General features: G+C 60.9%; 22 protein-coding genes. 10 read left to right on the top strand and 12 right to left on the bottom strand.

Features of this window, described 5'->3' with window-relative positions; translation table 11 throughout:
* Nucleotides 1-2: 2 nt before the first annotated feature.
* Nucleotides 3-860 (top strand): siderophore-interacting protein, encoded by an 858-nt coding sequence (locus DBV08_RS08895; protein ID WP_124567198.1) that lies wholly within the window; start codon nt 3-5, stop codon nt 858-860.
* A gap of 17 nt (nt 861-877) precedes the next feature.
* On the opposite strand, the gene DBV08_RS08890 is transcribed toward DBV08_RS08895, so the two are convergent.
* Complete coding sequence (locus DBV08_RS08890; protein ID WP_124567197.1) at nt 878-2,227, bottom strand: lipase family protein; 1,350 nt, start codon at nt 2,225-2,227, stop codon at nt 878-880.
* A gap of 304 nt (nt 2,228-2,531) precedes the next feature.
* On the opposite strand from DBV08_RS08890, the gene DBV08_RS08885 reads away from it, so the two are divergent.
* Nucleotides 2,532-3,182 (top strand): TetR/AcrR family transcriptional regulator, encoded by a 651-nt coding sequence (locus tag DBV08_RS08885; protein WP_166809942.1) that lies wholly within the window; start codon nt 2,532-2,534, stop codon nt 3,180-3,182.
* 73 nt (nt 3,183-3,255) lie between these two features.
* On the opposite strand, the gene DBV08_RS08880 is transcribed toward DBV08_RS08885, so the two are convergent.
* The 5 genes from DBV08_RS08880 to DBV08_RS08860 all read right to left on the bottom strand — a co-directional run bounded on the left by DBV08_RS08880 (nt 3,256) and on the right by DBV08_RS08860 (nt 8,867).
* Nucleotides 3,256-3,993, bottom strand: coding sequence for an SDR family oxidoreductase (locus DBV08_RS08880; RefSeq protein WP_124567195.1), 738 nt, complete (start codon nt 3,991-3,993; stop codon nt 3,256-3,258).
* Complete coding sequence (locus DBV08_RS08875; RefSeq protein ID WP_124567194.1) at nt 3,990-5,465, bottom strand: aldehyde dehydrogenase; 1,476 nt, start codon at nt 5,463-5,465, stop codon at nt 3,990-3,992. Before DBV08_RS08875 ends, DBV08_RS08880 begins: the two co-directional genes overlap by 4 nt.
* Nucleotides 5,466-5,600: 135 nt before the next feature.
* Nucleotides 5,601-6,800: a winged helix DNA-binding domain-containing protein gene (locus DBV08_RS08870; protein ID WP_124567193.1), complete on the bottom strand. Its 1,200-nt coding sequence runs from the start codon at nt 6,798-6,800 to the stop codon at nt 5,601-5,603.
* On the bottom strand, nt 6,800-7,441 hold the full coding sequence (locus tag DBV08_RS08865; protein ID WP_124567192.1) for a histidine phosphatase family protein: 642 nt from the start codon (nt 7,439-7,441) through the stop codon (nt 6,800-6,802). Before DBV08_RS08865 ends, DBV08_RS08870 begins: the two co-directional genes overlap by 1 nt.
* 13 nt (nt 7,442-7,454) lie before the next feature.
* A complete protein-coding gene (locus DBV08_RS08860; protein ID WP_124567191.1) occupies nt 7,455-8,867 on the bottom strand; it encodes an FAD-binding oxidoreductase in 1,413 nt (470 codons plus the stop codon).
* Nucleotides 8,868-9,009: 142 nt separating this feature from the next.
* Here DBV08_RS08860 and DBV08_RS08855 point away from each other — a divergent pair, with 142 nt between their 5' ends.
* Nucleotides 9,010-9,909, top strand: a complete 900-nt coding sequence (locus DBV08_RS08855) for a LysR family transcriptional regulator (protein ID WP_124567190.1) — start codon at nt 9,010-9,012, stop codon at nt 9,907-9,909.
* Between the two features lie 22 nt (nt 9,910-9,931).
* On the opposite strand, the gene DBV08_RS08850 is transcribed toward DBV08_RS08855, so the two are convergent.
* Nucleotides 9,932-11,011, bottom strand: a complete 1,080-nt coding sequence (locus DBV08_RS08850; protein ID WP_240952060.1) for a helix-turn-helix domain-containing protein — start codon at nt 11,009-11,011, stop codon at nt 9,932-9,934.
* A gap of 9 nt (nt 11,012-11,020) precedes the next feature.
* Complete coding sequence (locus DBV08_RS08845; protein ID WP_124567189.1) at nt 11,021-11,992, bottom strand: alpha/beta hydrolase; 972 nt, start codon at nt 11,990-11,992, stop codon at nt 11,021-11,023.
* A 92-nt stretch (nt 11,993-12,084) separates the two neighbouring features.
* On the opposite strand from DBV08_RS08845, the gene DBV08_RS08840 reads away from it, so the two are divergent.
* The 3 genes from DBV08_RS08840 (at nt 12,085) to DBV08_RS08830 (ending at nt 14,549) form a co-directional block, all read left to right on the top strand.
* A complete protein-coding gene (locus DBV08_RS08840; protein WP_124567188.1) occupies nt 12,085-12,678 on the top strand; it encodes a hypothetical protein in 594 nt (197 codons plus the stop codon).
* A gap of 161 nt (nt 12,679-12,839) precedes the next feature.
* Nucleotides 12,840-13,268 (top strand): YciI family protein, encoded by a 429-nt coding sequence (locus DBV08_RS08835; RefSeq protein WP_007735729.1) that lies wholly within the window; start codon nt 12,840-12,842, stop codon nt 13,266-13,268.
* A gap of 3 nt (nt 13,269-13,271) precedes the next feature.
* The gene (locus DBV08_RS08830) at nt 13,272-14,549 is read left to right on the top strand and encodes an RNA polymerase sigma factor (RefSeq protein WP_124567187.1); all 1,278 of its coding nucleotides are present in this window, start codon (nt 13,272-13,274) and stop codon (nt 14,547-14,549) included.
* Nucleotides 14,550-14,553: 4 nt separating this feature from the next.
* Here the strand turns inward: DBV08_RS08830 and DBV08_RS08825 are convergent, their stop codons facing one another.
* The gene (locus DBV08_RS08825; protein ID WP_124567186.1) at nt 14,554-14,967 is read right to left on the bottom strand and encodes a hypothetical protein; all 414 of its coding nucleotides are present in this window, start codon (nt 14,965-14,967) and stop codon (nt 14,554-14,556) included.
* 154 nt (nt 14,968-15,121) lie between these two features.
* Between DBV08_RS08825 and DBV08_RS32265 the strand changes: the two genes are divergently transcribed.
* The 4 genes from DBV08_RS32265 to DBV08_RS08810 all read left to right on the top strand — a co-directional run bounded on the left by DBV08_RS32265 (nt 15,122) and on the right by DBV08_RS08810 (nt 18,460).
* A complete protein-coding gene (locus tag DBV08_RS32265; protein WP_166809936.1) occupies nt 15,122-15,292 on the top strand; it encodes a hypothetical protein in 171 nt (56 codons plus the stop codon).
* Between the two features lie 58 nt (nt 15,293-15,350).
* Nucleotides 15,351-16,043 (top strand): TetR/AcrR family transcriptional regulator, encoded by a 693-nt coding sequence (locus DBV08_RS08820; protein ID WP_124567185.1) that lies wholly within the window; start codon nt 15,351-15,353, stop codon nt 16,041-16,043.
* A 145-nt stretch (nt 16,044-16,188) separates the two neighbouring features.
* Nucleotides 16,189-17,622, top strand: a complete 1,434-nt coding sequence (locus DBV08_RS08815) for a lipase family protein (protein WP_124567184.1) — start codon at nt 16,189-16,191, stop codon at nt 17,620-17,622.
* A gap of 139 nt (nt 17,623-17,761) precedes the next feature.
* The gene (locus tag DBV08_RS08810; protein ID WP_095971771.1) at nt 17,762-18,460 is read left to right on the top strand and encodes a type 1 glutamine amidotransferase domain-containing protein; all 699 of its coding nucleotides are present in this window, start codon (nt 17,762-17,764) and stop codon (nt 18,458-18,460) included.
* 75 nt (nt 18,461-18,535) lie between these two features.
* On the opposite strand, the gene DBV08_RS08805 is transcribed toward DBV08_RS08810, so the two are convergent.
* Genes DBV08_RS08805 through DBV08_RS08795 form a run of 3 tightly spaced genes read right to left on the bottom strand, consistent with a single transcriptional unit; the run spans nt 18,536 to nt 21,396 of the window.
* Nucleotides 18,536-19,855, bottom strand: coding sequence for an HNH endonuclease signature motif containing protein (locus DBV08_RS08805; RefSeq protein WP_124567183.1), 1,320 nt, complete (start codon nt 19,853-19,855; stop codon nt 18,536-18,538).
* A 57-nt stretch (nt 19,856-19,912) separates the two neighbouring features.
* Nucleotides 19,913-20,767, bottom strand: a complete 855-nt coding sequence (locus tag DBV08_RS08800; protein ID WP_124567182.1) for an alpha/beta fold hydrolase — start codon at nt 20,765-20,767, stop codon at nt 19,913-19,915.
* Nucleotides 20,764-21,396, bottom strand: a complete 633-nt coding sequence (locus tag DBV08_RS08795) for a TetR/AcrR family transcriptional regulator (RefSeq protein WP_260395404.1) — start codon at nt 21,394-21,396, stop codon at nt 20,764-20,766. Before DBV08_RS08795 ends, DBV08_RS08800 begins: the two co-directional genes overlap by 4 nt.
* Nucleotides 21,397-21,422: the final 26 nt, after the last annotated feature.

The following is a 21,422-nucleotide window of genomic DNA, read 5'->3' as shown; positions in this document are numbered from 1 at the left end:
CGATGACAACCTCACCTCGCCCCGAAGAAGCCCGAAACGAAGAAACTTCGTCCTCTGCGTCGGTGAAAGCGCCACGCGGCGAAGACCACGACCGTGGCCTCAACGACGTGGTCGCTGTCGTGGAACGCGTCGAACGGCCGACCGAGAGCATCTCGCGCATCACCGTCCACTTGACTTCGTCGGCGGAAGACCCGAATTGGTTGCGTCCCAACGTCGCATTCCGCATCCAGCTCGGTCCGAAGTTCGGCGACGTCTCTCGCGTCTACACAGTGCGCACCTTCGACGCGTCGAGCGGTTCGATGACCTTCGACGTAGTGCTGCACGGCCACACCAGTCCGATGATGAAGTGGGCAGCCGACCTTCGTGTGGGTGACTCGTTCTCGCTCACCGGTCCCCGCCCGCACTTCCTCGTTCCCGAGGTCGCTGGTCGCCGCGTCGCGCTGTTCGCCGACGACACCGCGATACCTGCCCTCTATTCGATCCTGCTCCAGTGGCCGGAAGGACTGACCGGCGTCGGTTGGGTAGCCACCGGTGATGCAGGGGCTTTCGCGGAACTGCCCGTGATTCCCGGCCTGGAGTTGCACCACGTGGAAGGGCGTCTCGCCGAGCACGCTCTCGAACTCGAGAACCCAGGAGACTACGCAGTGTGGGGAGCCGGGGAGCGCGATGAGATGCGTTCCATCCGAGCGCATTTCCGTAAGACCGTCGGCCTGGCGAAGGACGATGTAGTTGTCTTCGGGTACTGGAAGCGCGGAGTGAGCACCACCGAGATCGATCAGAACCGACTTCGGAATTACACGAGCATCCTCGAAAATGGCGGCACACTTGCGGATATCGACGATCTGGCAATCGGGATCTGACGCGACTGCTGGATTCTTCAACCCGCGGCGTGTTCTTCCGGCACCAGGGAATTGCCCGGTGCGATGTTCGAGCAGTTGTTCGGCGAAGGATTCCCGTTGAAACGGTCGTTGAGCCAGGTGATGGCGCCGGGGAGCCAAAGCGCGCCACCCGGAACGTGACTGATGGTGTCGTACTGGTCGTACTGGATGGACAAACCTGAGTCGCAATAGCGAGTGGCGAGCGAGCGGACGTCCCCGGCGACCATGACTCCGTCGCCAGGGCCGACGCCCGGTCCACCTGGCTGGGTGCCCTCGAGGGCTCCGTTTGCGGCTTGAGCGATGAACATCGGGATGGTGGGTATCGGCGCGTTGCCCATGTTGATCTTGTTGGCGACGTCGACGTACTCGGGCACCGAGTTGGGGTTCGCATACTGTGGTTTGGCTAGGTCCTGCCAGGTCACTCCCGGGTACTGCAGGATGACGTTACCGATCGAGGCATCCTCGATGCGAGGTAGGAGTTCGCGTCCCCGATCGCCGAGATACGGATCGAAATCTATGTCGTAGGCACGGGCAAGTCCGACGACTGCCATCCCGACAACGCCTGCCCAACCGATGCTTCCGTTTGCGTACCGGAGGTTGTTTGCCGGGTTGACCAACAGTCCACCCTGGGCGGCGCCGATCAGGTCCTCGTTGATGTCCGGGGCGTAGTCCGGGGCGAGGATGGACGCCCAGTTGGTGGCGATTGCTCCGCCCGAGTATCCCATCAGGCCGATCTGGGCTGAGTCGGCAATACCTGTCTCGGGAGTATTCCGGGCGGCGCGAAGAGAGTCGAGAGTCATCATTCCGTATTCGGGTCCCGCAGCGAAGTCTGCGTTCGGCCCTTCGGTGTCGGGAATGACGACGGTGTAGCCCAGCGCCAGTAGGGGAGCGAACATGACCGCTTCGCCGGAAGCGAGAGTCCCGCCGAAGGCGACATTGCGTCCGCTGGTGGTCAGGCCGCCGATCAGGGTGTCCCCGGCGACAGCTCGTGACGGACCGTCTTCCGGGTTCAGTGAATCGTAAGCCGACTGGAACGAGACAACTTTGTCCGGCTGGGCATTGGGTGGTCGGAGAATCGATGTGACATTCGCAGACGGTCGGCCGAGGGCGTCGGTCGACCGGTACAACACCTGCACGGCCAGCAATGGGGCAGGAATGTTGACGACGTGGTAGGGCAAGGTTCTCGTTTTGAGAACGGCCCCAGGCGGATACGTCGACAGCGGTGCAGAACCGTCGTACTGGTAGAAAGAATCCGCCGACGGTTGCGCGGCGACAGTAGGTGCTGTGATGCCTGTGAGTGCAATGGCAGTCAGCGCCACCACTCCACGAAAGAGAATCCTTGATGTCACGATCGACCCTTCGATGTCGTATTTCCCTCGACGCTTGACGAACTGGTGTGATGACGAACACACGCTATCTTACTTTTGAGTAATAAACGAGAGAGTTTGTCGTGCTTCTTTGAATCACATATGGATGCAATGGGATTGAGGTCGCCACCGATTCCTGGATGATTCAATCCAGGATGAGATGTGTACGATACGACTAGTAGCTATCGCGCCGAACTGCTGCCTTGGGTCCCCCATGGCCGTTCAGGGGCGTCTGGTGCCGGGAAATGCTCTGTGCTGCACGGCATTGAAGGATGAAGGGGTAGACATGGGTAAGCGCGCTCCCGATGGCGATGTGTCTCGCGGCCCGGGTGAGGCAGAGACGGGCTTGCTCACTCCTCCGAGCGGTACACGTAGTGAGGTGGCCCACGAGAAGGCCCTCCGGTCGGCGGAATCTCTTTTGAAGTCCGGTGGCATGAAGGCTGCGACCATCGATGCGATCTCCGAACAGTCGGGCGTCAGCAAGGTGACTCTGTATCGGCACTGGCCGTCGCGGCAGGCGATCGCTGCTGAAGCATTCGGTGTGCTCATGGCTCGGCATCTGACGTTTCCCGAGACCGATAGTGCGCAAGCTGATTTGAACGACTATCTGGGTGACATCGGAGAGTTCTACCGGGGTCCACTCGGTTCGATCTTTGCCGAACTTGTCGGTGCGTGTGCCAACGATCCGACGACGGCGGCATACTTCCGCACTTTCTTTCTCGACGAACGTCGTAGAGGCTTCGCCGAACTGATTCGGCGATGTGTGAATTCCGGCTACTTCCGCGAAGACATCGACACCGAGGAAGCGATCGATCTGTTCTTCGGGCCGTTGATCTACCGGATGTTGGTCGGGCACGCGAGTATCGACGACAACACAGTGCGCTCGATCATCGATCACGCAGTTCGTGGGCTCCGGAGTGGCGACCAAGAGGATTGACTGTTGAGATCCCTTGTGCTGGAGAGGGTGATCCGCCCTCTCCAGCGTTGCGACGTGTGTCAATTCGGTACCGTCAGCTGAGCATCTTCAGGACGTTCTGGTACTCACCGTTCATCTCGGCATGACGAAGCGGCTTGGCGGCCTCGACCACGATCTCTGTGGCGTTGTTGTCAGCCTTCAACAGAGCAATGGTTTCTGCGACGTAATCATCAAGGGGTAGGGCAGATTCCGAGTTCTCCTGGCCCATCAGCGTGGTACGGACTCCTGGTGGGATGAGTTCGATGCACTGGATCGAGGTATCGGCAAGTTGTACGCGCATGCTCTCTGTGAAGAGATGAACAGCCGCCTTCGTCGCGTTGTACGTGGGCGTGATGGGTAGCGGGACGAAGCCGACAGCGGATGAGACAGTGACGATAGTGGCGCTGGGCGTCGTCAACAGATGCGGGATGAACTGGCCGACCAAGCGAATTGTCCCGAGGAGGTTCGTCGTAACCGTTCGCTCGGCGATGTCGAGGAAGTCCGGGTTCTTCAAGTCTTCCGGGTACATGATTCCTGACATTGTCACGAGAACGTTCAGGTCGGGGTAGTCGTGTGTAACGGATTCGTATGCCTCCCGAATGGAATTCGGGTCGTCCACATCGATGACGACGGTGCTGATCTTAGGATTCTTGTCCGAGATCTCCTGCAGCAGAGCGGAACGCCGTCCGCCGACGATTACCTTGTTCCCCTCGTTCTGTAATGCCAGTGCGAGTTCGAGACCGATGCCGGACGTTCCGCCCGCAATGAAGATGGTATTTCCTGAGATGTTCAACTTTTGAATCCTTGCTTTGGGAGGGGAGTCGACGTGACCACCGTGATCGATTTGAGTTGGGTGTATTCGTTGAGAGTCTCGAGGCAGAACTCTCGCCCGAGCCCGCTTTCCTTGAATCCTCCGAAGGGAACGCCGCCGCCCAGGTTGAAGTACTGGTTGATCCAGACGCAGCCCGCGTCAAGACGATCCGCGGTTTCCATCGCGTTTTTCAGGTTTGAGGTATAGATCCCAGCAGCAAGACCGTACGGGGTGTCATTTGCTTCTGCGATCACATGCTCGTAGTCGTTCCATCTGAGGACGCACAGGACCGGTCCGAATATTTCGTCCTGTGCGATTCGCATCGAGTTGGTCACCTCGAGAATCGTCGGCGCGACGAAGTTTCCGGCTTCGAATCCCGGCACTTGTATCAGATTCCCGCCTGTAATTAGCTGTGCGCCTTCGCCGATTCCTGATTCGATCATGGAGATCACACGTTCGGCGTGTTCCTGGTGGATCAATCCGCTCAGTTCGGTGTCCTCGTTCAGTGGCGGCCCGACTCGCATTGAGCGGAATGATGCGACAAGTTTTTCCACGAAGGTGTCGTAGATATCCTCGTGGATGAAGAGACGTGTTCCGGCCAAGCAGGATTGGCCGTTGCACATGAGGACACCCGCGGTGGCATCGGCGACCACTGCGTCTACATCCTCGATATCAGGAAACACGATGCTGGGACTCTTGCCACCGAGTTCGAGCGTGGTCGAGATCAGCCGTGAGGCTGCGGCGTGTGCCACGAGTCGGCCGACTTCGGTGCTTCCCGTGAAAGCGAGTTTGCTGACTTTCGGGTGGTCTATCAGGGCTGCGCCGGCCTCCCCGCCAAGACCAGGGACAACATTGAAAACGCCTGCGGGAAACACGTCGGCGGCGATCCTCGCCAGCTCCATGATCGAAACACAGGCATTTTCATCAGGCTTGAGTACCACGGTGTTTCCCGCAGCCAGAGCAGGTGCAATCTTGAACGCCGTCATCACCACGGGATCGTTCCAGGGAATGATCTGTCCGCAGACGCCCAACGGCACTCGCTTCGCGACCAGGTATCCCGATGCCAACTCGCGGCCGAAGCCATGGTGGGCCAACGAGATTGACGCGAAGTATCGCAGGTGCGAGATGGCGGCTCGATAGTCCTCTCGCATCTCCCTGATATGTCGCCCGGTATCCCTGCACTCGAGTTGGGCAAGTTCTTCGGCTCGATCCTCCACGAGCATGGCAAACTGCAAGATTTGTGCGGATCGTTCTTCTGTGGTCAGGTTCGCCCACGCCGGAAATGCCCGCCTGGCGGCTTCGACCGCATCATCGATCTCCGTGGGCCCGCACCGAGACAGTGTGGCGAGTAGAGCGCCGGAAGCGGCGTCACGCGCCTCGAATGTGGATGTGCCCATGGCTTGGAACGCTCCATTGATGAACGCACCGTATTCACGAACTGCTTGACCCTCCATGGGACCTCCTAGGTCGGTCAATCATTGACTTCAAAAGTGTACTGTACGTTTCGTACACTTGTCGATGATTGTTAGTACCCGCAGCTGAAAAGGGTTGGAAGAAAGGCCAGCTAGAGCAGTGTTCTGCTCGTGTTCTCAGGACCTGGCGGCAAGAACGCCGGCCGCCTGCTTCATTGCTTGTGAGACGTACCCGGTACCGATTTTGACGCCGCCCAGCCACTCGGTGAGTCGGGCCGCTTCGGCCTCCAGAGAGCGCCGCGCAGACGCTGACACGGGTTCGATGAGGCGCAGATGGACGACCCCGGCTTCGTCCTGGATCCAGCAGCCCACGACGCGGCCGTCGACCCATGCGCTGGTACCGGCGTTGCCGCGGGTGTCGAAGAGTTGGTTGCGGTGCGGTCCGAGATAGAAGTCGCGGCCCTTCCAGCCCATGATCGTCGGGTCGAGCACGGGCAGGAGCGTCACCCAAGGACCGGGATCCCCTACCTCCGCGACGTCGTTCGGCAGCAACCAGCCTGTGCCACCGCCGTCGAGTGTGACTGCAACGGCATCGAGTTCGGCGAGGGCAGCCCGGACGACCGTCTTCGTCGAGCCCAACCACCAGACGATGTCGTCTTCCGTCCCCGGCCCGAAGGTGTAGAGCCAGCGTCGGACTATTTCTCGGTATCCGTCTGCGGGTTCGACGTCAACGGATTCGAGAGCGACGGGGGCGTCGTCGAGCCAGTGCCGAGTAAGAGTCCACAGTGGGCGCGAGGTGGGGAAGCGTCCGGTGTTGGTGCCGCGCATGATGTCTGCGGTGGCCCCGAGGTGAGTGAGAACCCTGGGTGCCGACCAGATTTCACCTGCCGAACCCTCGACCTTCACATCGATCATCGGCACCGCCTGACGGACGTCGACTGCTGAAAGCCCTTCAGGCGCATCGGCCAGCAGTGACAGTACCTCGGAGCGTGCGCGATCGAGCCAGTCGTTGCCGTCGACGGCGAGTCCGGCTTTGACTACGTCCTTGGACATTCGAGCACGCTCGGTGTTGGCGACCCGGGCGGACGCACTCGACCACGCGGCCGGCAGCAAGTCTCGGGGAAAAGTGAAGAGTGTGCGGCGCATTGCCAATTGCTTCACGAGGCTTCGCTGCTCGTACAGGGCGCGGTCGACGTCGGCGGCGTCCAACGACCGAACCCTCGCCCAGCAGGACAGGTAGACCGTCGCCGACTCGGTGGCGTGAAGCACCGTCATGGCATTGGTCGCAGCTTCGGGAGAATCGACGAGGAATGCGGGAGCCAGCGCATGACGTATGCCCATGCGTGCACGGCGTTCGTCGTCGGAGACATGGCGCATCAGGACATCGTGCCACAGTCCAGGTGCGACGTATCGGCTAGTTGCGCGAGGGTTCGGTTGCGCCAGTAGTCGTCGTGTCGGAGATGGGTGATTGCACCGGGCGTGGTCGCGAAGGTTGCAAACCCTGCGGCTTCGACGGGGATCTGCAACCAGGCGGAGATGACGAATGTGTGTGCAAAGCCGTGTGTTACGACGATGTGGTCGTGGTCGAGGTCGGTCATCAATTCGTGAACGCATTCGCCGACCCTCGACGCGATTTCGCGGCGGGTCTCGGCACCGGCAACGGGGCCACGGTGATCGAGGCGGTTGTCGTCGGGAGCCGGGACCTGCCGCTGGGCCAGCCAGGAGTTCGGGCGCCCTTCTGCTTCTCCGAAGCTGATTTCGCGCAATCGAGAGTCTGTTGTCGCCGGAACTTCGAGTGTCCGGGCGATGATTGCGGATGTCTCAGAGCATCGTTCGAGGTCGGACGAGGTGATGCAGATCGGGCGCGAAGCTCCTGTGCGTCGACGCTTCATCTCTTCGGCGATCATTTCTGCATCACGCCGGCCGGCAGGCGTGAGAACCGAATTGTGCCAACCCCCGACCACATCCTGCGCGGTGTGTTCGGCATGAGGATGAGTGACGACGTAAAGATCCTGCACGAGTCCCCTTTGCTTACACCTTTTCCGGCAACAGTATTCCAGGATTGAGGATTCCACGTGGATCCCAGGACGATTTGATCAACTGCATTGCGGCGATATCGGCCTCAGTGCGCCCCAGCGATATCCACGGCGACTTCGCGCGACCAATCCCGTGCTCGGCGCTGATGCTTCCATGGTGGGCGGCGACGAGTCGGAACACCGTATCGGTCAGTTCGTGGGCGACCCTCGGCTCCGCATCCAGAAGGTTCACATGAATGTTTCCGTCGGCGAAGTGCCCGAACAGGATTGGTCGAACGAGGGGGAAACGATCGACCAACGTCTCTCGGAGGCTTTCGATGAACGTTCCCATCACGGACAGGGGGACGGAGATGTCGAGTTTGACCACCGGCGTCGTCGACGAAGCGCTGATGCTTTCGGTGTGGCTTTCCCGCAGGGTCCACAGCTTCCGCGCCGGACCAGGCTCTACAGTCGCGTCCTCGATGAGATCGGCAGAGTCGGAGAGAACCTCCAGGAGCGACTCTTCCGTCTCGCGCGGCGACGAAACCTCGATCAGTGTGTACATCGGTGAAGGGGTGCCGAACGGGCGACGTGCATCGGTGTGTGCACAAACGAGGGAGATGCCGTCGTCAGTCATGATCTCGGCGGCTTCGACGGTCAATCCGCTCTGACGCACGCGATTACACAAATGAAGCGCTTGATCGACGTCGCGCACACCGGCGAGCACAACCTGGGTGTCGGTCGCGGGGGTGACCAGCTTCATCAAGACCTTGGTGATGACGGCAAGAGTTCCCTCGCTGCCGGCGAGTAGCCCTGGAATGTCGTAGCCGACGTTGTCTTTGACGAGTGGCGTCCACCTGCTCAGGACGGAACCGTCGGCGAGTACTGCCTCGATGCCGAGGATCTGCGCCCGTGTATTTCCGTATCGGACCATGCGTGTTCCACCGGCATTGGTCGCGACGATGCCGCCGAGTGTCGCCGATTCCTTTGATGCCAAGTCGATTCCGAATCGAAGTCCGTGTGCAGAGGCAGCAAGGTCGGCGCGGGCAACGGTCACGCCGGCGCCGGCTGCGATTGTCCGGCCGATGGGATCGACGGATTCGATCGTCTCTAGACGTCTGGTGCTCAGCACCACGGACCCAGCCGAGGCGATTCCGCCCCCGACCAGTCCGGTGTTTCCGCCTTGAGGTGTGACGGGAACCCCCGCGTCGAAACAGGCTCGAAGCACCGCAGACACTTCGGAAGTGTTGCCCGGTCGAATGACCGTGATCGCGTCGCCGATCCAACGTCCCGTCCAGTCGCGTGTGTAGCCCTCGATCAGTTCGGGATCGGTGAGGACGTGCGCTTGGCCGACGATCTCCGCGAGGGCATCGAGAAGCCTCGCATCTGTTGCAGGTTCGCGTGGTTCCGTGAGTGTTCGGGGGTTCATGTGCAACCTTGTGATCGATCGGGTGACAATTCTTCGGAAGACAAGCGGTGGAACTTCCGTGAACTCGATCCTCCGACCTCAGGTGATGCCGTGTCCAAGACCAAGTAGTGACACGACCATCTGTTCTTCTTATAATCGCCGTATGAACCTGCAGCGCGCCCGTTATCTGATCGCTCTGTCGGATCACGGCAGCTTCACTCGCGCCGCAGCGAACGTCCACGTAGCGCAGTCGGCGCTCAGTCAGCAGATCAAGGTGCTCGAGCGCGAACTCGGGGTGCCGTTGGTGGATCGTCGTGGTCCACAGTTCACCTTCACCGACGCCGGCCGGGTAGCGGTACGAGAGGCGCGCTTTTTGCTCGGGTGTGCGGACCGGGCGGTCGAACGAATTCGGTTGGCCGCGCGTGGTGTGGATGGGGAACTGCGCATCGCGTACACCCGCTCGTGGGCAGGCGGCGCAGTCGCGGATCTGGTCAGCACCTATCGAAAGCTGTACCCGGGCGTGGAGGTCGTCGTCCATCGTGGCACTTCAGCGCAGACAGTTGATCTCGTCCGAAGCGGAGCGGTAGACATCGCGGTTGTGCGCCCGCCACTCGATGACGGTGATCGCGAACTTCCCCTGATTGTCCTCGATTCGGAACCGATACTGGTTGCGGTTCCTGTAGACCATCCATTCGGGGGCCGAGCGACACTCGAACTCGGAGATCTGATGGACGTCCCCGTTGTGTTCTGGCCCGAGGAGAATGCACCTGGAATGTATTCCCATACGCTCGAACAACTTTGGCCGAACAGCACTCCGGATATCGTTCGCTTCGAAGCTGACGACGAGCAGGTCCTCCACGCCGTCGCGGATGGGGTGGGTATTGCGCCGATCCCCCAGGGCAGGGCACGGATGCTCCGGATCCCAGGTATACATCTATGTGAGATCGCCGGTGAGCAACCAACTCTCGACGTTGCAGTGACCTACCGCCCGGATAATCCGAATCCGGCGCTTGCGCCGTTTGTGGCGCTCGCTGAACGTGAAAGATCGTCAATGACTGCGTAGCGCATGAGATGCGGGGTGGGCGTTATCCGCTATCGAGGACCAGCATCATGGCCGTTGCGCGTGCTCGGTTCTCGAGGGTGTCGACGTGGAATCCGACGTGCTGGGACAGCTTCGACAATCGGTGCGCGACGCTGCTGTGATGAAGATGCATGGCATCGGCTGCGGCCCTCAATGTTCCGGATCGCAGATATGTCCTCAAGGTTTCCAGCAGTTCGAATCCCTGCTTGGTACTGCCGATCTCCTTGGCGAGAACTAGATCCGGAATTTTAGAGTGATCAATCCGCGCTCCCGGTGCCAGGAGGTTGAGGGCGCCGAGATCGTCCGCGTTCACGATCGGTGTTGTCGCTGACGCCTGTGTGCGAGCGAATCGTGCAGTGGCGACAACGGTATGCACCTCGGAAGCGGCTGCGGCCAAGGATATTCCGGCGCGGACGGAGGATGAGAGCGCTGCCTCGGACAGCTCGGGTGTCGGTGCGAACGAACCCGCCACGAGATTCAGATACTCGCCATCAGCTTCTATCCCAGCGGCTTTGCCAGGTGTGCAATCTTGCGAAATAACAAGGCGTGCACTGCTGGCAGCTGTGTCTGAGACTGCCTTGGTTGCCACTACACGGACTGGTGTATGGGGTTCGATACCGAGACCGGCACACGAGGTGAGCACCGCGAGCTCATCCATCGGGAACAACAAATTTCGACTGTGCTCGGCCACGGTAGGTAACCGTCGTGGTTGCAGGATTATCGCGGCGGTCAAGGCCATCCGGTCCACCAGCATTTCGTCGAGCGGCAAGCTCGTCCCGGCTCGCTCGATCCATACCGTCCCGAGAACGTCATCGTCTACAGCGATGTCTCTGGCCATACTCGGTGGGAGCTGAGGTTCGGGTGACCATCGGCCGCGCGGGTCACAACGGCGCAAGTTCTTCTTGCTGCGACCGTGTTCCACGATCTCGATACCCGCAACACAATCCGCCAACTGTGCGCTTGCGCGCAGCAGGGACGCCGTGTCGGCGCCGTGACGTACGAGGGAGTCGAAGTAGTCGATCACACGTACCAGGCCTGCCGAGTCTGCGTCGAGCTCGGCAAGCCGGTACATCAGTCCTTGCATCTTGCAACGCTACGAGACCGGTGACAGCGAATGCAACCCTTTCCGGAGCGCAGTGAGGGCTTCGGCGGCACCCCTTTCGCTGACCGCTGCGGTCGCGATAAATCCCGACCCGTGGAAGGTTCCGGGGAACGAGTGCAATTCCACGCTGACTCCCGCTTGCAGCAGCCGAAGGGCGTATTCGATTCCTTCGTCGCGGAGCGGGTCGAGTTCCATGGCGGAGAGGTAGGTCGGCGGCAGACCTGTGAGGTCGGTGGCCCGGGACGGTGCAGCGTAAATAGAAACGTCAGGATCTTCGGGGCCTGAATACGACTCGCCGAGGTAGTAGTTCCACGACAGGATGGCCTTGGGGCGGGTCCATCCTGGTGTGTCGACGAAGTTCGTCATCGAGACCGTTTCCAGGCGGTCGTCGAGAGCAGGGACTTCGAGGAATTGGAATGCCACGGGTACAACGCCCTCGTCGCGGGCTTTCAGTGCCGTGCCTGCGGCAAGTCCGCCCCCCGCGCTCTGGCCTCCGACTGCTATGCGGTTGGGATCTGCACCTAGTTCCTCGGCGTGGGAGTGGATGTAGAGGAGGGCGGCGTAGCAGTCGTCGAGGGGGCCGGGGAAAGGCGTCTCAGGAGCGAGGCGGTACTCCACGCTGGCAACTGCGAATCCGAGTTCGCGTGCCACCTGGATGCAGAAAGGGTCACTGGATTCTGCTGTGCCGACTGCAAATCCGCCGCCGTGGATCCAGAGAAGGACAGGGGCAGGGCCGGCGGCGTTATCCGGAGTGAAGAAGCGAATCGGGACCTCCGGATCGCTGCCTCGACCAGGCGCGGATAGTTCGTGAAGCACGACTCCGTCGAACGACCGGTCGGCCAACATGGTGCGGATCAGCCCGTCGAACATGGTCCGAGCGCTAAGGACGTCCGTGAAGTCGATATTCGGCAACATGGAGATTGCTGCGGCGAGCTCGGGGTCGATAGTGGGAAATGTTGTCATGCACCCATCATCGAGCTTGCATGGGCTCGCGGCACCGGTGGTTTGTAGGAAATTGGGGAGTCTCTGTCCGACACCCGTCGGATCTCCCTAGGATGGCGCCGGTGGACAGAGTACATCTCGGGGTGGGTTCGAGCGATTCGGAAGTTGGAGCCAGGATCGGTGGACGCCCGCCGCAGGTTTTCGCTGCTCAGCCGATTCTGCAGACGCATGATTATCTCTTGACGCTCGGGGCACACACGGCGCGGTGGCTCGGTGAGCGAGAGCTTTCGGTTTTCATCCGTCGAGGTTTCACCATCGGCGACGACGACCTCGAATACCCGAACATCGGGGTCCGGGCTGTGTTGCACCCACCGTCATCGCGAAGTGCGGAATCGTCGGGCGCCCACGAGGGCCTGGGCAGCGCGGCGTTGATCAGGATTCCTCCGGACGACGACGTGATGCCGTTGGTGCGGATAGCTCCGCAACCGGTGCTCATCCAGAACGAACCGTCCTACGCCACTGCCGTCGAGGCGGACGGACACAGGTTCCTGTTCCAGATCAATGAGGAGGGGTGGCCGGTAGTCGACGAGTCCCACCCCGAGTTCGTAGAGGAGTACCTATTCGGTTACGGGTCGGCGTATTTCTACGGGAGCACTGACGCGACTGGGCTCGCACGTGAAGTTGTGCCGGGATTTCTCGACTTCTGACCGGCCCGACGGCTCGTCTGCCGATACCGTGGGCAGCGTATCTCGACCGGCGGTTATGTCCTCGGAAAATTAGTTTCGGAAGTTTGTCGATCGGTGAGTGTGCCGTTCGACGTGTAGGCAGAGGGGCCGAACGGAACGGCCCACAAACGAAGGAGATTCCCATGAAGTACATGCTGATCATGCGTTCCACCGACGAGGCCATCGAAGCATCCAAGGACATGGACTTCGACGAGATCATCGCTGCGATGGGGCAGTACAACGAGTCCCTGATCAAGGCAGGTGTCTTGCTGGCCGGTGAGGGACTGGCCATGGAGGAGGGATTCATCGTCGACTTCGAATCCGATCCTCCGCTGGTTTCCGACGGCCCGTACGGGGAGACGAAGGAGTTGTTCTCGGGATTCTGGATCATTCAGACCTCGACCAAGGACGAAGCATTGGAGTGGGCAAAGCGCTGCCCGTTGGGGCCGGGAAGCAAGCTCGAAGTGCGTCGGGTGAGTGAGATGTCGGACTTCGATCAGGACAACGAGTACATCCAGAAAGAGGCCGGCTGGCGTGAAGAACTCGGTACCGATCGCCCGGTCGCAGGCTGAACCATGACCGACGAGGCGGTGCGAGAAGCAACGAGAACGGCTGTCGACGCGGTTTGGCGAATCGAATCCGCGAAGATCGTCGCCACGTTGACTCGCACCGTCGGAGATCTCGATCTTGCCGAGGACCTGGCCGCGCAGGCTCTGCTCGAAGCCGTCGAGCAGTGGCCTGCCACCGGGGTTCCGCGAAATCCCGCTGCCTGGCTGACATCTGTTGCGACACGACGGGCAATTGACGGGTGGCGACGACGTGAGAGGTTGGACGAGCGCTACGCCCAGTTTGCGCGCGAACTCGAAAACGACGCTTCGCACTTCGACGACGTCAGCTGGGATCCGGATCGCATCGACGACGACGTCCTTCGGCTGATGTTCATCGCCTGCCACCCCGTGTTGAATCGAAAAGCGCAGGTAGCCTTGACTCTTCGGGTGGTGGGTGGGTTGACCACGGACGAGATCGCCAAAGCGTTCCTGACGCCGACAGCGACGGTGCAGCAGCGAATCGTGCGCGCGAAGAAGACATTGACTGCTTCGAAAGCGGTATTCGAAGTTCCAGGGCGAGAAGAGTTTTCGAAGCGGTTGGGCGCCGTACTCGGAGTGCTGTACCTGGTGTTCAACGAAGGCTATGCAGCCAGTTCGGGGGACGAGTGGATGCGTGCGGATCTGAGTGCAGAAGCGCTGCGGCTCGCGCGGATACTGGCCGAGCTGGTGCCGGGGGAATCCGAGGTGCACGGCCTCGTCGCGTTGATGGAGCTGACGGCCTCGCGATTCGGTGCCAGGACTACCTCGACGGGTGAGCCCATTCTGCTGGCCGACCAAGACCGGACTCGGTGGGACCGCCTACAGATCTCACGGGGACTTGCGGCGCTGGAACGGGCTGACGCCGTCGGGCGTGGACGCGGCCCGTACGGCTTGCAGGCCGCAATCGCCGAATGCCACGCGCGAGCAGCAACTTTCGAGGACACCGATTGGAAGAAGATCGTCATCCTCTACGAGGCTTTGGCGCAACTGGCACCCTCACCTGTGGTCGACCTCAATCATGCGGCGGCGGTATCGATGGCCTACGGTCCGGCCCCGGCGCTCGAATTCGTCGACAAGCTTGTCGCTTCAGGTGAGTTAGCCGGTTACCACCTGCTTCCGAGCGTTCGAGGCGAGTTGCTCAGTCAGCTCGGCCGATCCGAGGAGGCTAGGACCGAACTCCTCGAAGCCGCTCGGCTGGCCGGGAACGAGCGTGAGCGTGCAGTTCTGGTCGCGAAGGCGGATGCACTACTCCCGGATCTGCGATGAGTGGTCACGCCTGCGACGGATCGTCGTCAGGAACCATGGGCGGCATTCCTACTCCATAAGGATCGAGCATGTCCGAGACGCGTCGACCCCACCGTTCATGCGCGGACTGACGAGTCATTCCGGCCGCCCGGCCTATGGTCGTCCACGTTGCGCCGAATCTACGCAGGCTCATGACGCTTGCCGTCGAATCGATACCCGCTGCGAGCTGAATCCGGAAACAGACCAACTGCCACGCCATCTGACGCTGCGCCGGGATATCGGTGTCCTGTTCCGCCTCCCACTCAGCGCTGCCAGGTAAAGGGTCCGTTCCGACAATCTTGTCTGCCTGAGTGCCGGCCTCGGTGATAGCGGCGTTGACCGTAGTGATCGCGGCGGTCTCGACCTTCGCAGTCAGGGCGCGTTCGATCAGGTCTTCCATGAGAAGTTCTCCTTTCGTCAGGACTAGCCTGACAGGGCATCTCGAAATTTGTCAAGAACTCCCTGACAGATTCGTAGTTTGATTAATGCACGATCTATTTGTGTACTATCTAAATAGTCTCCGGTTCTGTTGACCGACGTCGAAGGGGTTGCTGATGAAGATCGTGGTTTTGTCATTCCTGATGGCGCTGACCTTGATGACGATCGGGATCATCGCGGCACGCAACCGCAGTACTCGACCTGCGGTGACTGGGGTCGTTACCGCTGCGTCGACGGTTCTCGCGGCCGCCTGGACTCTTTTTGCCGTGGCATTCGTATTGGCCTGATCGAGCTGCCGTGCCAGTGCGCCAGTGGTGGCGGTGAAGGAACTACACAGCAGGTCAGATGCGTTTTGTGTGCGGCACGATGCCGCATACTCTGGCAGGCGTGGCAATCGCTGAAACGGACAGAAACTATGGCGGAAGATCGGTCGCGGCTCGCAAGGCCGAACGCCGTTCCCTCTTCTTGAATGCTGCTCTCAGCGTGTTTGCAGACAAGGGGTATGCCGGAAGCTCGGTGGCAGACATTTGTGCGTCCGCGAGTCTGGCCAGAAGGCAGTTCTACGACGAGTTCGGCAGTCGCGAGGATCTACTCCTCGCGCTGTATGACCAGATTCAACTCGACGCCAGAATTGCAATGGTCGACGCACTCGATGCGGAGCCTTCGGTCAATCTCCGTGACAAGGCAGCAACGGCCATGGCCGCCTTCGTCGAGTCGGTCGGAAGTGACCCACAACGCGCACACGTTGCCTTCATCGACGTCGTAGGTGTCAGTCCTCGCGTGGAAAAGCATCGCGTGGACCAACGTTCGGTCTGGGCAACGTTTTTCGAATCGATCATCAAAGGGATTGTGGGCGACGATTACGAACCGCCGGGTGGTTACCGATGGGCGTCCACCGCCTTCATCGGCGCGCTTACCGCGCTGGTGCATCAGTGGAGCACTACGGAGCCTCGTCCTCCTGTGTCGGTACTGGTCGATCTGATGACGGTGCTCTTGAATGCGTTGATTGACGACGCACCCCTTCGTGCCGGCGAATAGGTCACGAACACCAGGGGATTGTAATCCAGCCCACAACGCTCTACTCTCGTCCTCACTATGTTAGACACTCGCATCTAACTTGTGTGCTCGTGACGAGAACTGCGGCAACACAAGGCAATCTGCGCTTTTCCGGGGAGGAATTGGTATGGGACGACGCTGGACAACTGACCGACAACGCGGGGGCTTGGCTATTGCCGTGATTGCAGTAATCGGGCAGATCGGGCTTTCGGCACCTGCCTCAGCGGCGCCGGACGAAGGTGTTCCCACCCAAGTTCAGGTCCAGCCTGCCCTGCCGCCTGCGGTTGCACCGCCATTGCCTGAACTGGACCAGGCCTTTTACGAACCGCCTGTCGGGGTCGTCGAAGCCAGGGATCCGGGTGAGATCATCGCCGCCCGTGCGGTTAATCTCGGCACTCTCAATCTGATTCCGGCCAACGTGGATGCGTGGCAGATCTCGTATCGATCCAATAATGCTGCAGGTGAAGCGATTCCAGCTGTCACCACAGTGATCAAGCCACGCGGCGACACTCGCGATGGACGGCCGCGTCCACTGCTGTCCTTTCAGATGGCAGAAGATTCACTCGGAAGCTACTGCGCACCTTCGTATGTCATGCAGCAAGGCGCGTTGCCGTGGCTGGTGACGGGCGCTGCGACCGGTGGGACTCAGTTCCTCGAAGTGCAGGCGGCGCTGGCGCAGGGCTGGGCATTGTCGGTGCCCGATCATCAGGGACCCAATTCTTCCTTCGCCTCCGGCCCCGTAGCGGCCCGGATCACGCTCGACGGTATTCGTGCCGCTGAGAACTTCGAACCCATGGAGCTGCAAGGGCGGTCAACTCGCGTAGGGCTGCTCGGATACTCGGGTGGATCGATTCCTACCGGTCACGCAGCTGAAATACGGCAGGCGTACGCGCCGGAACTGAACATCGTCGGAGTCGCCGAAGGTGGCGTTGCCGCGGATCTCGGCGCTTTGCTCGACAATGCCAACAACGCTCTAGGGGCCGGGATCGTCGCTGCCGGTGTCATCGGAGTGAGCCGAGAGGATTCGGAACTTGCCGGCTTCATCGATCAGCACATAAACCACGCCGGCCGAGCGCTTTTCGCTGCCAAGGACAACCTGTGCATGCTCTGGACGTCGGCTGCAGTGCCCTTCCTCAACATCAAAGGTTTCCTCGATGTCCCGGGAGATCCCGTCCAACACCCCACGGTGAGAGCCGCGCTCTCCCGAGCTGCCATGGGCAAGTCGGTTCCTGATGTGCCGATGTACATCTATCAGTCGAATCCCGACTGGTTGGTGCCTGTGGGCCCGGTGAACAAGCTTGTCGACACCTATTGCCAAGATCCTTCTGCGAGTGTCGTTTACACCAGAGACCACTTCAGTGAGCACGTCAGCATGGAAGTCGTCGCATTGCCGAGTGCTCTACTGTGGCTTCGTGATCGGTTCGCTGGTGTCCCTGACCAACAGGGATGCAGCACCTTCGACGCTGGATCTATGGCGCTTGATCAGAGGACCTGGCCAGTCTGGGTGGATGCGGTTGGTGAACTCGTCGCAGGCCTGTTCGGCAAGCCGATCGGGACCTAGTGGGTGACGTGATTCTGCGGTGGTGAGGAATTCTCACAAGGACTGCGTGTTGCACTGACTGGACGTTGTTTCATTGATCGGGCCTTGACGATGGTGTCTTGTCACCACTGGGTTCCTGTTACCGACGAAAGGTTGCGCGATGACAAAGCTGTTGTTTGCGGTCACTTCTGCAGATCACTGGACGCTGAAGGACGGAACACCCCACCCGACCGGGTACTGGGCGGAAGAGCTGGTCGAGGCGCATCGCGTTTTCGTCGACGCCGGCTACGACATCGTGATCGCGACGCCTGGCGGTAAAGCTCCCGTTGTGGACGAGGGAAGCCTGGCGCCCGAGGTGAACGGCGGGCAAGAAGGTGCCGACCGTTTGCGCAAGTACATCGCCGATCTGCAGCCGGTGCTCGATTCGCCGGAGATTCTGGAGAACGCCGATGCCGCCGATTACGACGTGGTCTTTGTACCGGGTGGACATGGACCGATGGAGGATCTTGCGGTGTCGGCATCCTTCGGTGAGCTTCTCGTGAACTTCTTGGACGCGGACAAGGTGGTCTCGGCGGTCTGTCACGCGCCGGCGGCACTCCTGCCGGCCCAGAGATCCGATGGAAGCTGGCTGTTCGACGGCTATCAGCTGACCGCGTTCACCAACGAAGAGGAGACGCAGGCTGGTCTGGCGGACAAGGCTCCGTGGCTGCTCGAAACTCGACTACGCGAATTGGGCGGCAAATTCTCGAAGGCTGAGGCGTGGTCGCCTTATGTCGTGGTGGACCGCAAGCTCTACACCGGCCAGAATCCAGCTTCGTCAAGGCCACTCGCCGAGCGGATTGTCGCCGACTTGGGCTGAGCATGACTTTTGGCACCGCATCGAGGTCTTCTTCGATGCGGTGCTCGGCTATGTTCGGTTGTGCCCGAGTTCTTCTCAGGTTTTGAAGGTGGTGTTCGCCGGCCGCGGGTGCCGCTGCGGATCGATCGACGGCGGCGGAATGAACCACGGCTTGTTGTCGACCCCGATCCGGATCTCCCACTTGCCGACGAACCCGGATTTTCGGTGCATCAACCGGTGATGTGAACGGCACAGCAGGACCAGGTTGTTCATCACCGTCGGGCCGCCGTTGGCCCAGTGCCGAATATGGTGCGCATCCGTCCAGGCGGGCACACACGTACAGCCGGGGAACGCGCAGCCTTTATCTCTCGCGATCAGGGCGACGCGTTGTTCGGCGGTGACCAACCGCTTCCCGGGTTTCGCATCCAACGGCGCTCCGTGATCATCGAGCAAGACGGTCGAGAGGAAGCAGTCGCACCCGAGAAGCCTGGTCTGCGACACCGACAGTGGTCCCAGCCACGGCATGTGCCCGACATCGAGATCCGACAGATCTAGATCGAGTGTGCCTTCGTCGGCATCAGCGGCAGCGGCAGATGCTGCGCAGTCGCGGTGCTCGGCGAGATCGCGGGCATTGATGTGCACGTTCACGTGCGGACGCTGCCCACCATCCATGCCGGTCTTGGCGCAGTCCAGATAGCGGCGGATCAGTTCGGTGAACCCGTCCGCGGTCCGCTTCGCCGCCGACCTTGCGTCCGGGGTTCCGTCCGGTGCCGGGGTCGGCATCGTCAGGTTCGACAGGGCGGAGAGCAGCATTTCGCCGGTGAGGGCGTCGAAATCCCCGCGCACTACCACCCGACCATTCAAGGTAGAGGCGATGCGGAGTTCGTTGCGGTCGACGTCTTCGGCTGGCGGAATTTCATCGGATTCGAAGATTCGCTCCAACGTCGCGATGACGTTCCGCACCTTCGTGGTCGTGGCCTCCACACCCGACGCAGCCGCCAACAACAAATCGATACAGCGAGGCAACGCCTCGTCCGGCATCCCCTTCGGAGGCGACTCGCAGAACGCCACGATCAACACGGCGTGCTCGAACGAACAATCCCCGCAATCGAACCGAGCCGCCACTGCCGGAAACGGCCGCAGCGCTGCACCCAACGCGGCGATCTTCTTCCCGTCCCGAACTTGCAGCATTGTGTTCGCTGCCAACCAGGCACCCACCCCGCGGCTGGCGATCACCTGATCATCCGGACGCAACGACAACTCGTCGACCACCGCCACCCGAACAGCCTCGAGACGCAGAATCTCCGCACTCGCCTCGATAGCAGCAGCCCGCAACTCAGAAGCCGTCAACTGCCACAGACGTCCACGCAACCCCACCGCAGAACCCGACACCACGTCCGACAGATAGACACTCATTGAATCCCCCGATCCCCTACCCAAAGCATACTCGAACATGCGTTCGAGTCAAGGGAATTATCTGAGGGTGCGAATCAGTGGGGTGGGGTCCGCGACTACGAACAGATGCCCGCCCCCGCTGACTTCTTCGAAGCGTGAGTGGGAGATCGAAGAGTGTGCCCAGCGGGCTACTTCGATGGGTACGTTTCCGTCTTCGGTTCCGTGTAGGAAAACCGTTGGTACCGAAATAGATTGAAATAATCCTGGCATCTCGTGGCGATACCGAGCCAAGTCGACAACCGCAGCTGACCCGCCCTGCGCGATCCCTTCGGATGAATCCAGTTGGAGAGCGGGACGATGCGACTCGTCGGTCATGACAGCTTGATCGGCGGCCGGCCAGATCGAGACGGAGTCGCTGCGTAGCTTGGAGAACACTCCGGTTCCCGCGAGCATTGCGCCGGCCATGCGGGGAGCCCAGTTGGCGGCAAAATACAGCGCGGATACCAGTTTTATTCTGCGTCGCAAAGTATCTCGCGGCGCCCCGGGGATCATGGCGCACGCCAGCACCAGTTTCGAGACTCGTTCGGGAACGGCTGCAGCGACTGCGAGCGCGTAACCGCCGCCTCCGGAGAAACCCATCAGTGTGGCCGAGTCCACCTCGAGGTGATCGATCAGGGTGACGTAGTCGTCGTCCCAGGAATGAAATCCCTTGTCCGTGTAAGGATCCGTGCGTCCGAAGCCGGGTCGATCAGGGACAATCAGCCGTATGCCTGCCGTCGCAGCCGCGTTGTGGAGTGAGAGCCCCTCGTATCGGCTGCCAGGTGATCCGTGGGCCACGACTACCGGGTGGCCAGTCGGATCGCCGTACTCACAGAATGCGATACGACGCCCCGAGGCGTCGCGAATTTCGGTTGTGGGCACGCTGCTCGTCATGGTGTGTTTCCTTGCTGCGCGATCGACGCCACCCCGTCCAGGATGAGGGCGACTCCGAACTCGAACCTTCGGGTGGGATCGTGATGAAGCGCGAACACCGATGCCTCGCGTCGATCGGCCGGTGCGCTGTCGAAAGCGCCGCGTCCCAATTGAATTGCGACGTGTCCGGTGACGAAATCGTGTAGTGCGCCGTACGCGTACGTGGCCTGTTCGTCCTCGAGGCCGGCCAAGGAAAGGGCGTTCACGACTCGGTGGGCAGTATCGTCGGCCCCGGGTGCTTCCAGTGATGCCTGCCGATGGGCTTCCAGGACCAGGGGATGGCGCATCAGGAGATCGTGGAGGCCGTAGGCGAACGTGCGGGCAACCCCGCGCCAGTCGGTCGGCCAGTCGATTGACGAGACGGCTTCGCCTACGAGAGTCGAGATCAGATCTCGCCTCAAGGCGTCGATGCCACCAGTTGTGCGGTGGACGGACATCGGCGATATGCCGAGTCGTTCGGCGAGCACTCGAAATGACACCGCATCCAGGCCGTCCGTATCGGCGATCTCTGCCGCGGCATCGAGAATCTGTCTGTGACTCAATGCTTTTGGTCGACCGGCCCTTGCAGAGCTGGCGGATTCGGATACCATGCTGACAACAATAGCGATACGCGTAT

The organism is Rhodococcus sp. KBW08, assembly GCF_003852455.1.
GTDB classification, from domain to species: Bacteria; Actinomycetota; Actinomycetes; order Mycobacteriales; family Mycobacteriaceae; genus Rhodococcus_F; species Rhodococcus_F baikonurensis.
This window is presented reverse-complemented; position numbering and strand designations above follow the sequence as displayed.

What these genes read in the sequence shown, in the direction of transcription:
- DBV08_RS08895 (WP_124567198.1), top strand. Translation starts at nt 3, where the DNA reads ATGACAACCTCACCTCGCCCCGAAGAAGCCCGAAACGAAGAAACTTCG.
- DBV08_RS08885 (WP_166809942.1), top strand. Translation starts at nt 2,532, where the DNA reads ATGGGTAAGCGCGCTCCCGATGGCGATGTGTCTCGCGGCCCGGGTGAG.
- DBV08_RS08875 (WP_124567194.1), bottom strand. Translation starts at nt 5,465, where the DNA reads ATGGAGGGTCAAGCAGTTCGTGAATACGGTGCGTTCATCAATGGAGCG.
- DBV08_RS08870 (WP_124567193.1), bottom strand. Translation starts at nt 6,800, where the DNA reads ATGCGCCATGTCTCCGACGACGAACGCCGTGCACGCATGGGCATACGT.
- DBV08_RS08860 (WP_124567191.1), bottom strand. Translation starts at nt 8,867, where the DNA reads ATGAACCCCCGAACACTCACGGAACCACGCGAACCTGCAACAGATGCG.
- DBV08_RS08855 (WP_124567190.1), top strand. Translation starts at nt 9,010, where the DNA reads ATGAACCTGCAGCGCGCCCGTTATCTGATCGCTCTGTCGGATCACGGC.
- DBV08_RS08850 (WP_240952060.1), bottom strand. Translation starts at nt 11,011, where the DNA reads ATGCAAGGACTGATGTACCGGCTTGCCGAGCTCGACGCAGACTCGGCA.
- DBV08_RS08845 (WP_124567189.1), bottom strand. Translation starts at nt 11,992, where the DNA reads ATGACAACATTTCCCACTATCGACCCCGAGCTCGCCGCAGCAATCTCC.
- DBV08_RS08840 (WP_124567188.1), top strand. Translation starts at nt 12,085, where the DNA reads ATGGCGCCGGTGGACAGAGTACATCTCGGGGTGGGTTCGAGCGATTCG.
- DBV08_RS08835 (WP_007735729.1), top strand. Translation starts at nt 12,840, where the DNA reads ATGAAGTACATGCTGATCATGCGTTCCACCGACGAGGCCATCGAAGCA.
- DBV08_RS08830 (WP_124567187.1), top strand. Translation starts at nt 13,272, where the DNA reads ATGACCGACGAGGCGGTGCGAGAAGCAACGAGAACGGCTGTCGACGCG.
- DBV08_RS08825 (WP_124567186.1), bottom strand. Translation starts at nt 14,967, where the DNA reads ATGGAAGACCTGATCGAACGCGCCCTGACTGCGAAGGTCGAGACCGCC.
- DBV08_RS32265 (WP_166809936.1), top strand. Translation starts at nt 15,122, where the DNA reads ATGAAGATCGTGGTTTTGTCATTCCTGATGGCGCTGACCTTGATGACG.
- DBV08_RS08820 (WP_124567185.1), top strand. Translation starts at nt 15,351, where the DNA reads ATGCGTTTTGTGTGCGGCACGATGCCGCATACTCTGGCAGGCGTGGCA.
- DBV08_RS08815 (WP_124567184.1), top strand. Translation starts at nt 16,189, where the DNA reads ATGGGACGACGCTGGACAACTGACCGACAACGCGGGGGCTTGGCTATT.
- DBV08_RS08810 (WP_095971771.1), top strand. Translation starts at nt 17,762, where the DNA reads ATGACAAAGCTGTTGTTTGCGGTCACTTCTGCAGATCACTGGACGCTG.
- DBV08_RS08805 (WP_124567183.1), bottom strand. Translation starts at nt 19,855, where the DNA reads ATGAGTGTCTATCTGTCGGACGTGGTGTCGGGTTCTGCGGTGGGGTTG.
- DBV08_RS08800 (WP_124567182.1), bottom strand. Translation starts at nt 20,767, where the DNA reads ATGACGAGCAGCGTGCCCACAACCGAAATTCGCGACGCCTCGGGGCGT.
- DBV08_RS08795 (WP_260395404.1), bottom strand. Translation starts at nt 21,396, where the DNA reads ATGGTATCCGAATCCGCCAGCTCTGCAAGGGCCGGTCGACCAAAAGCA.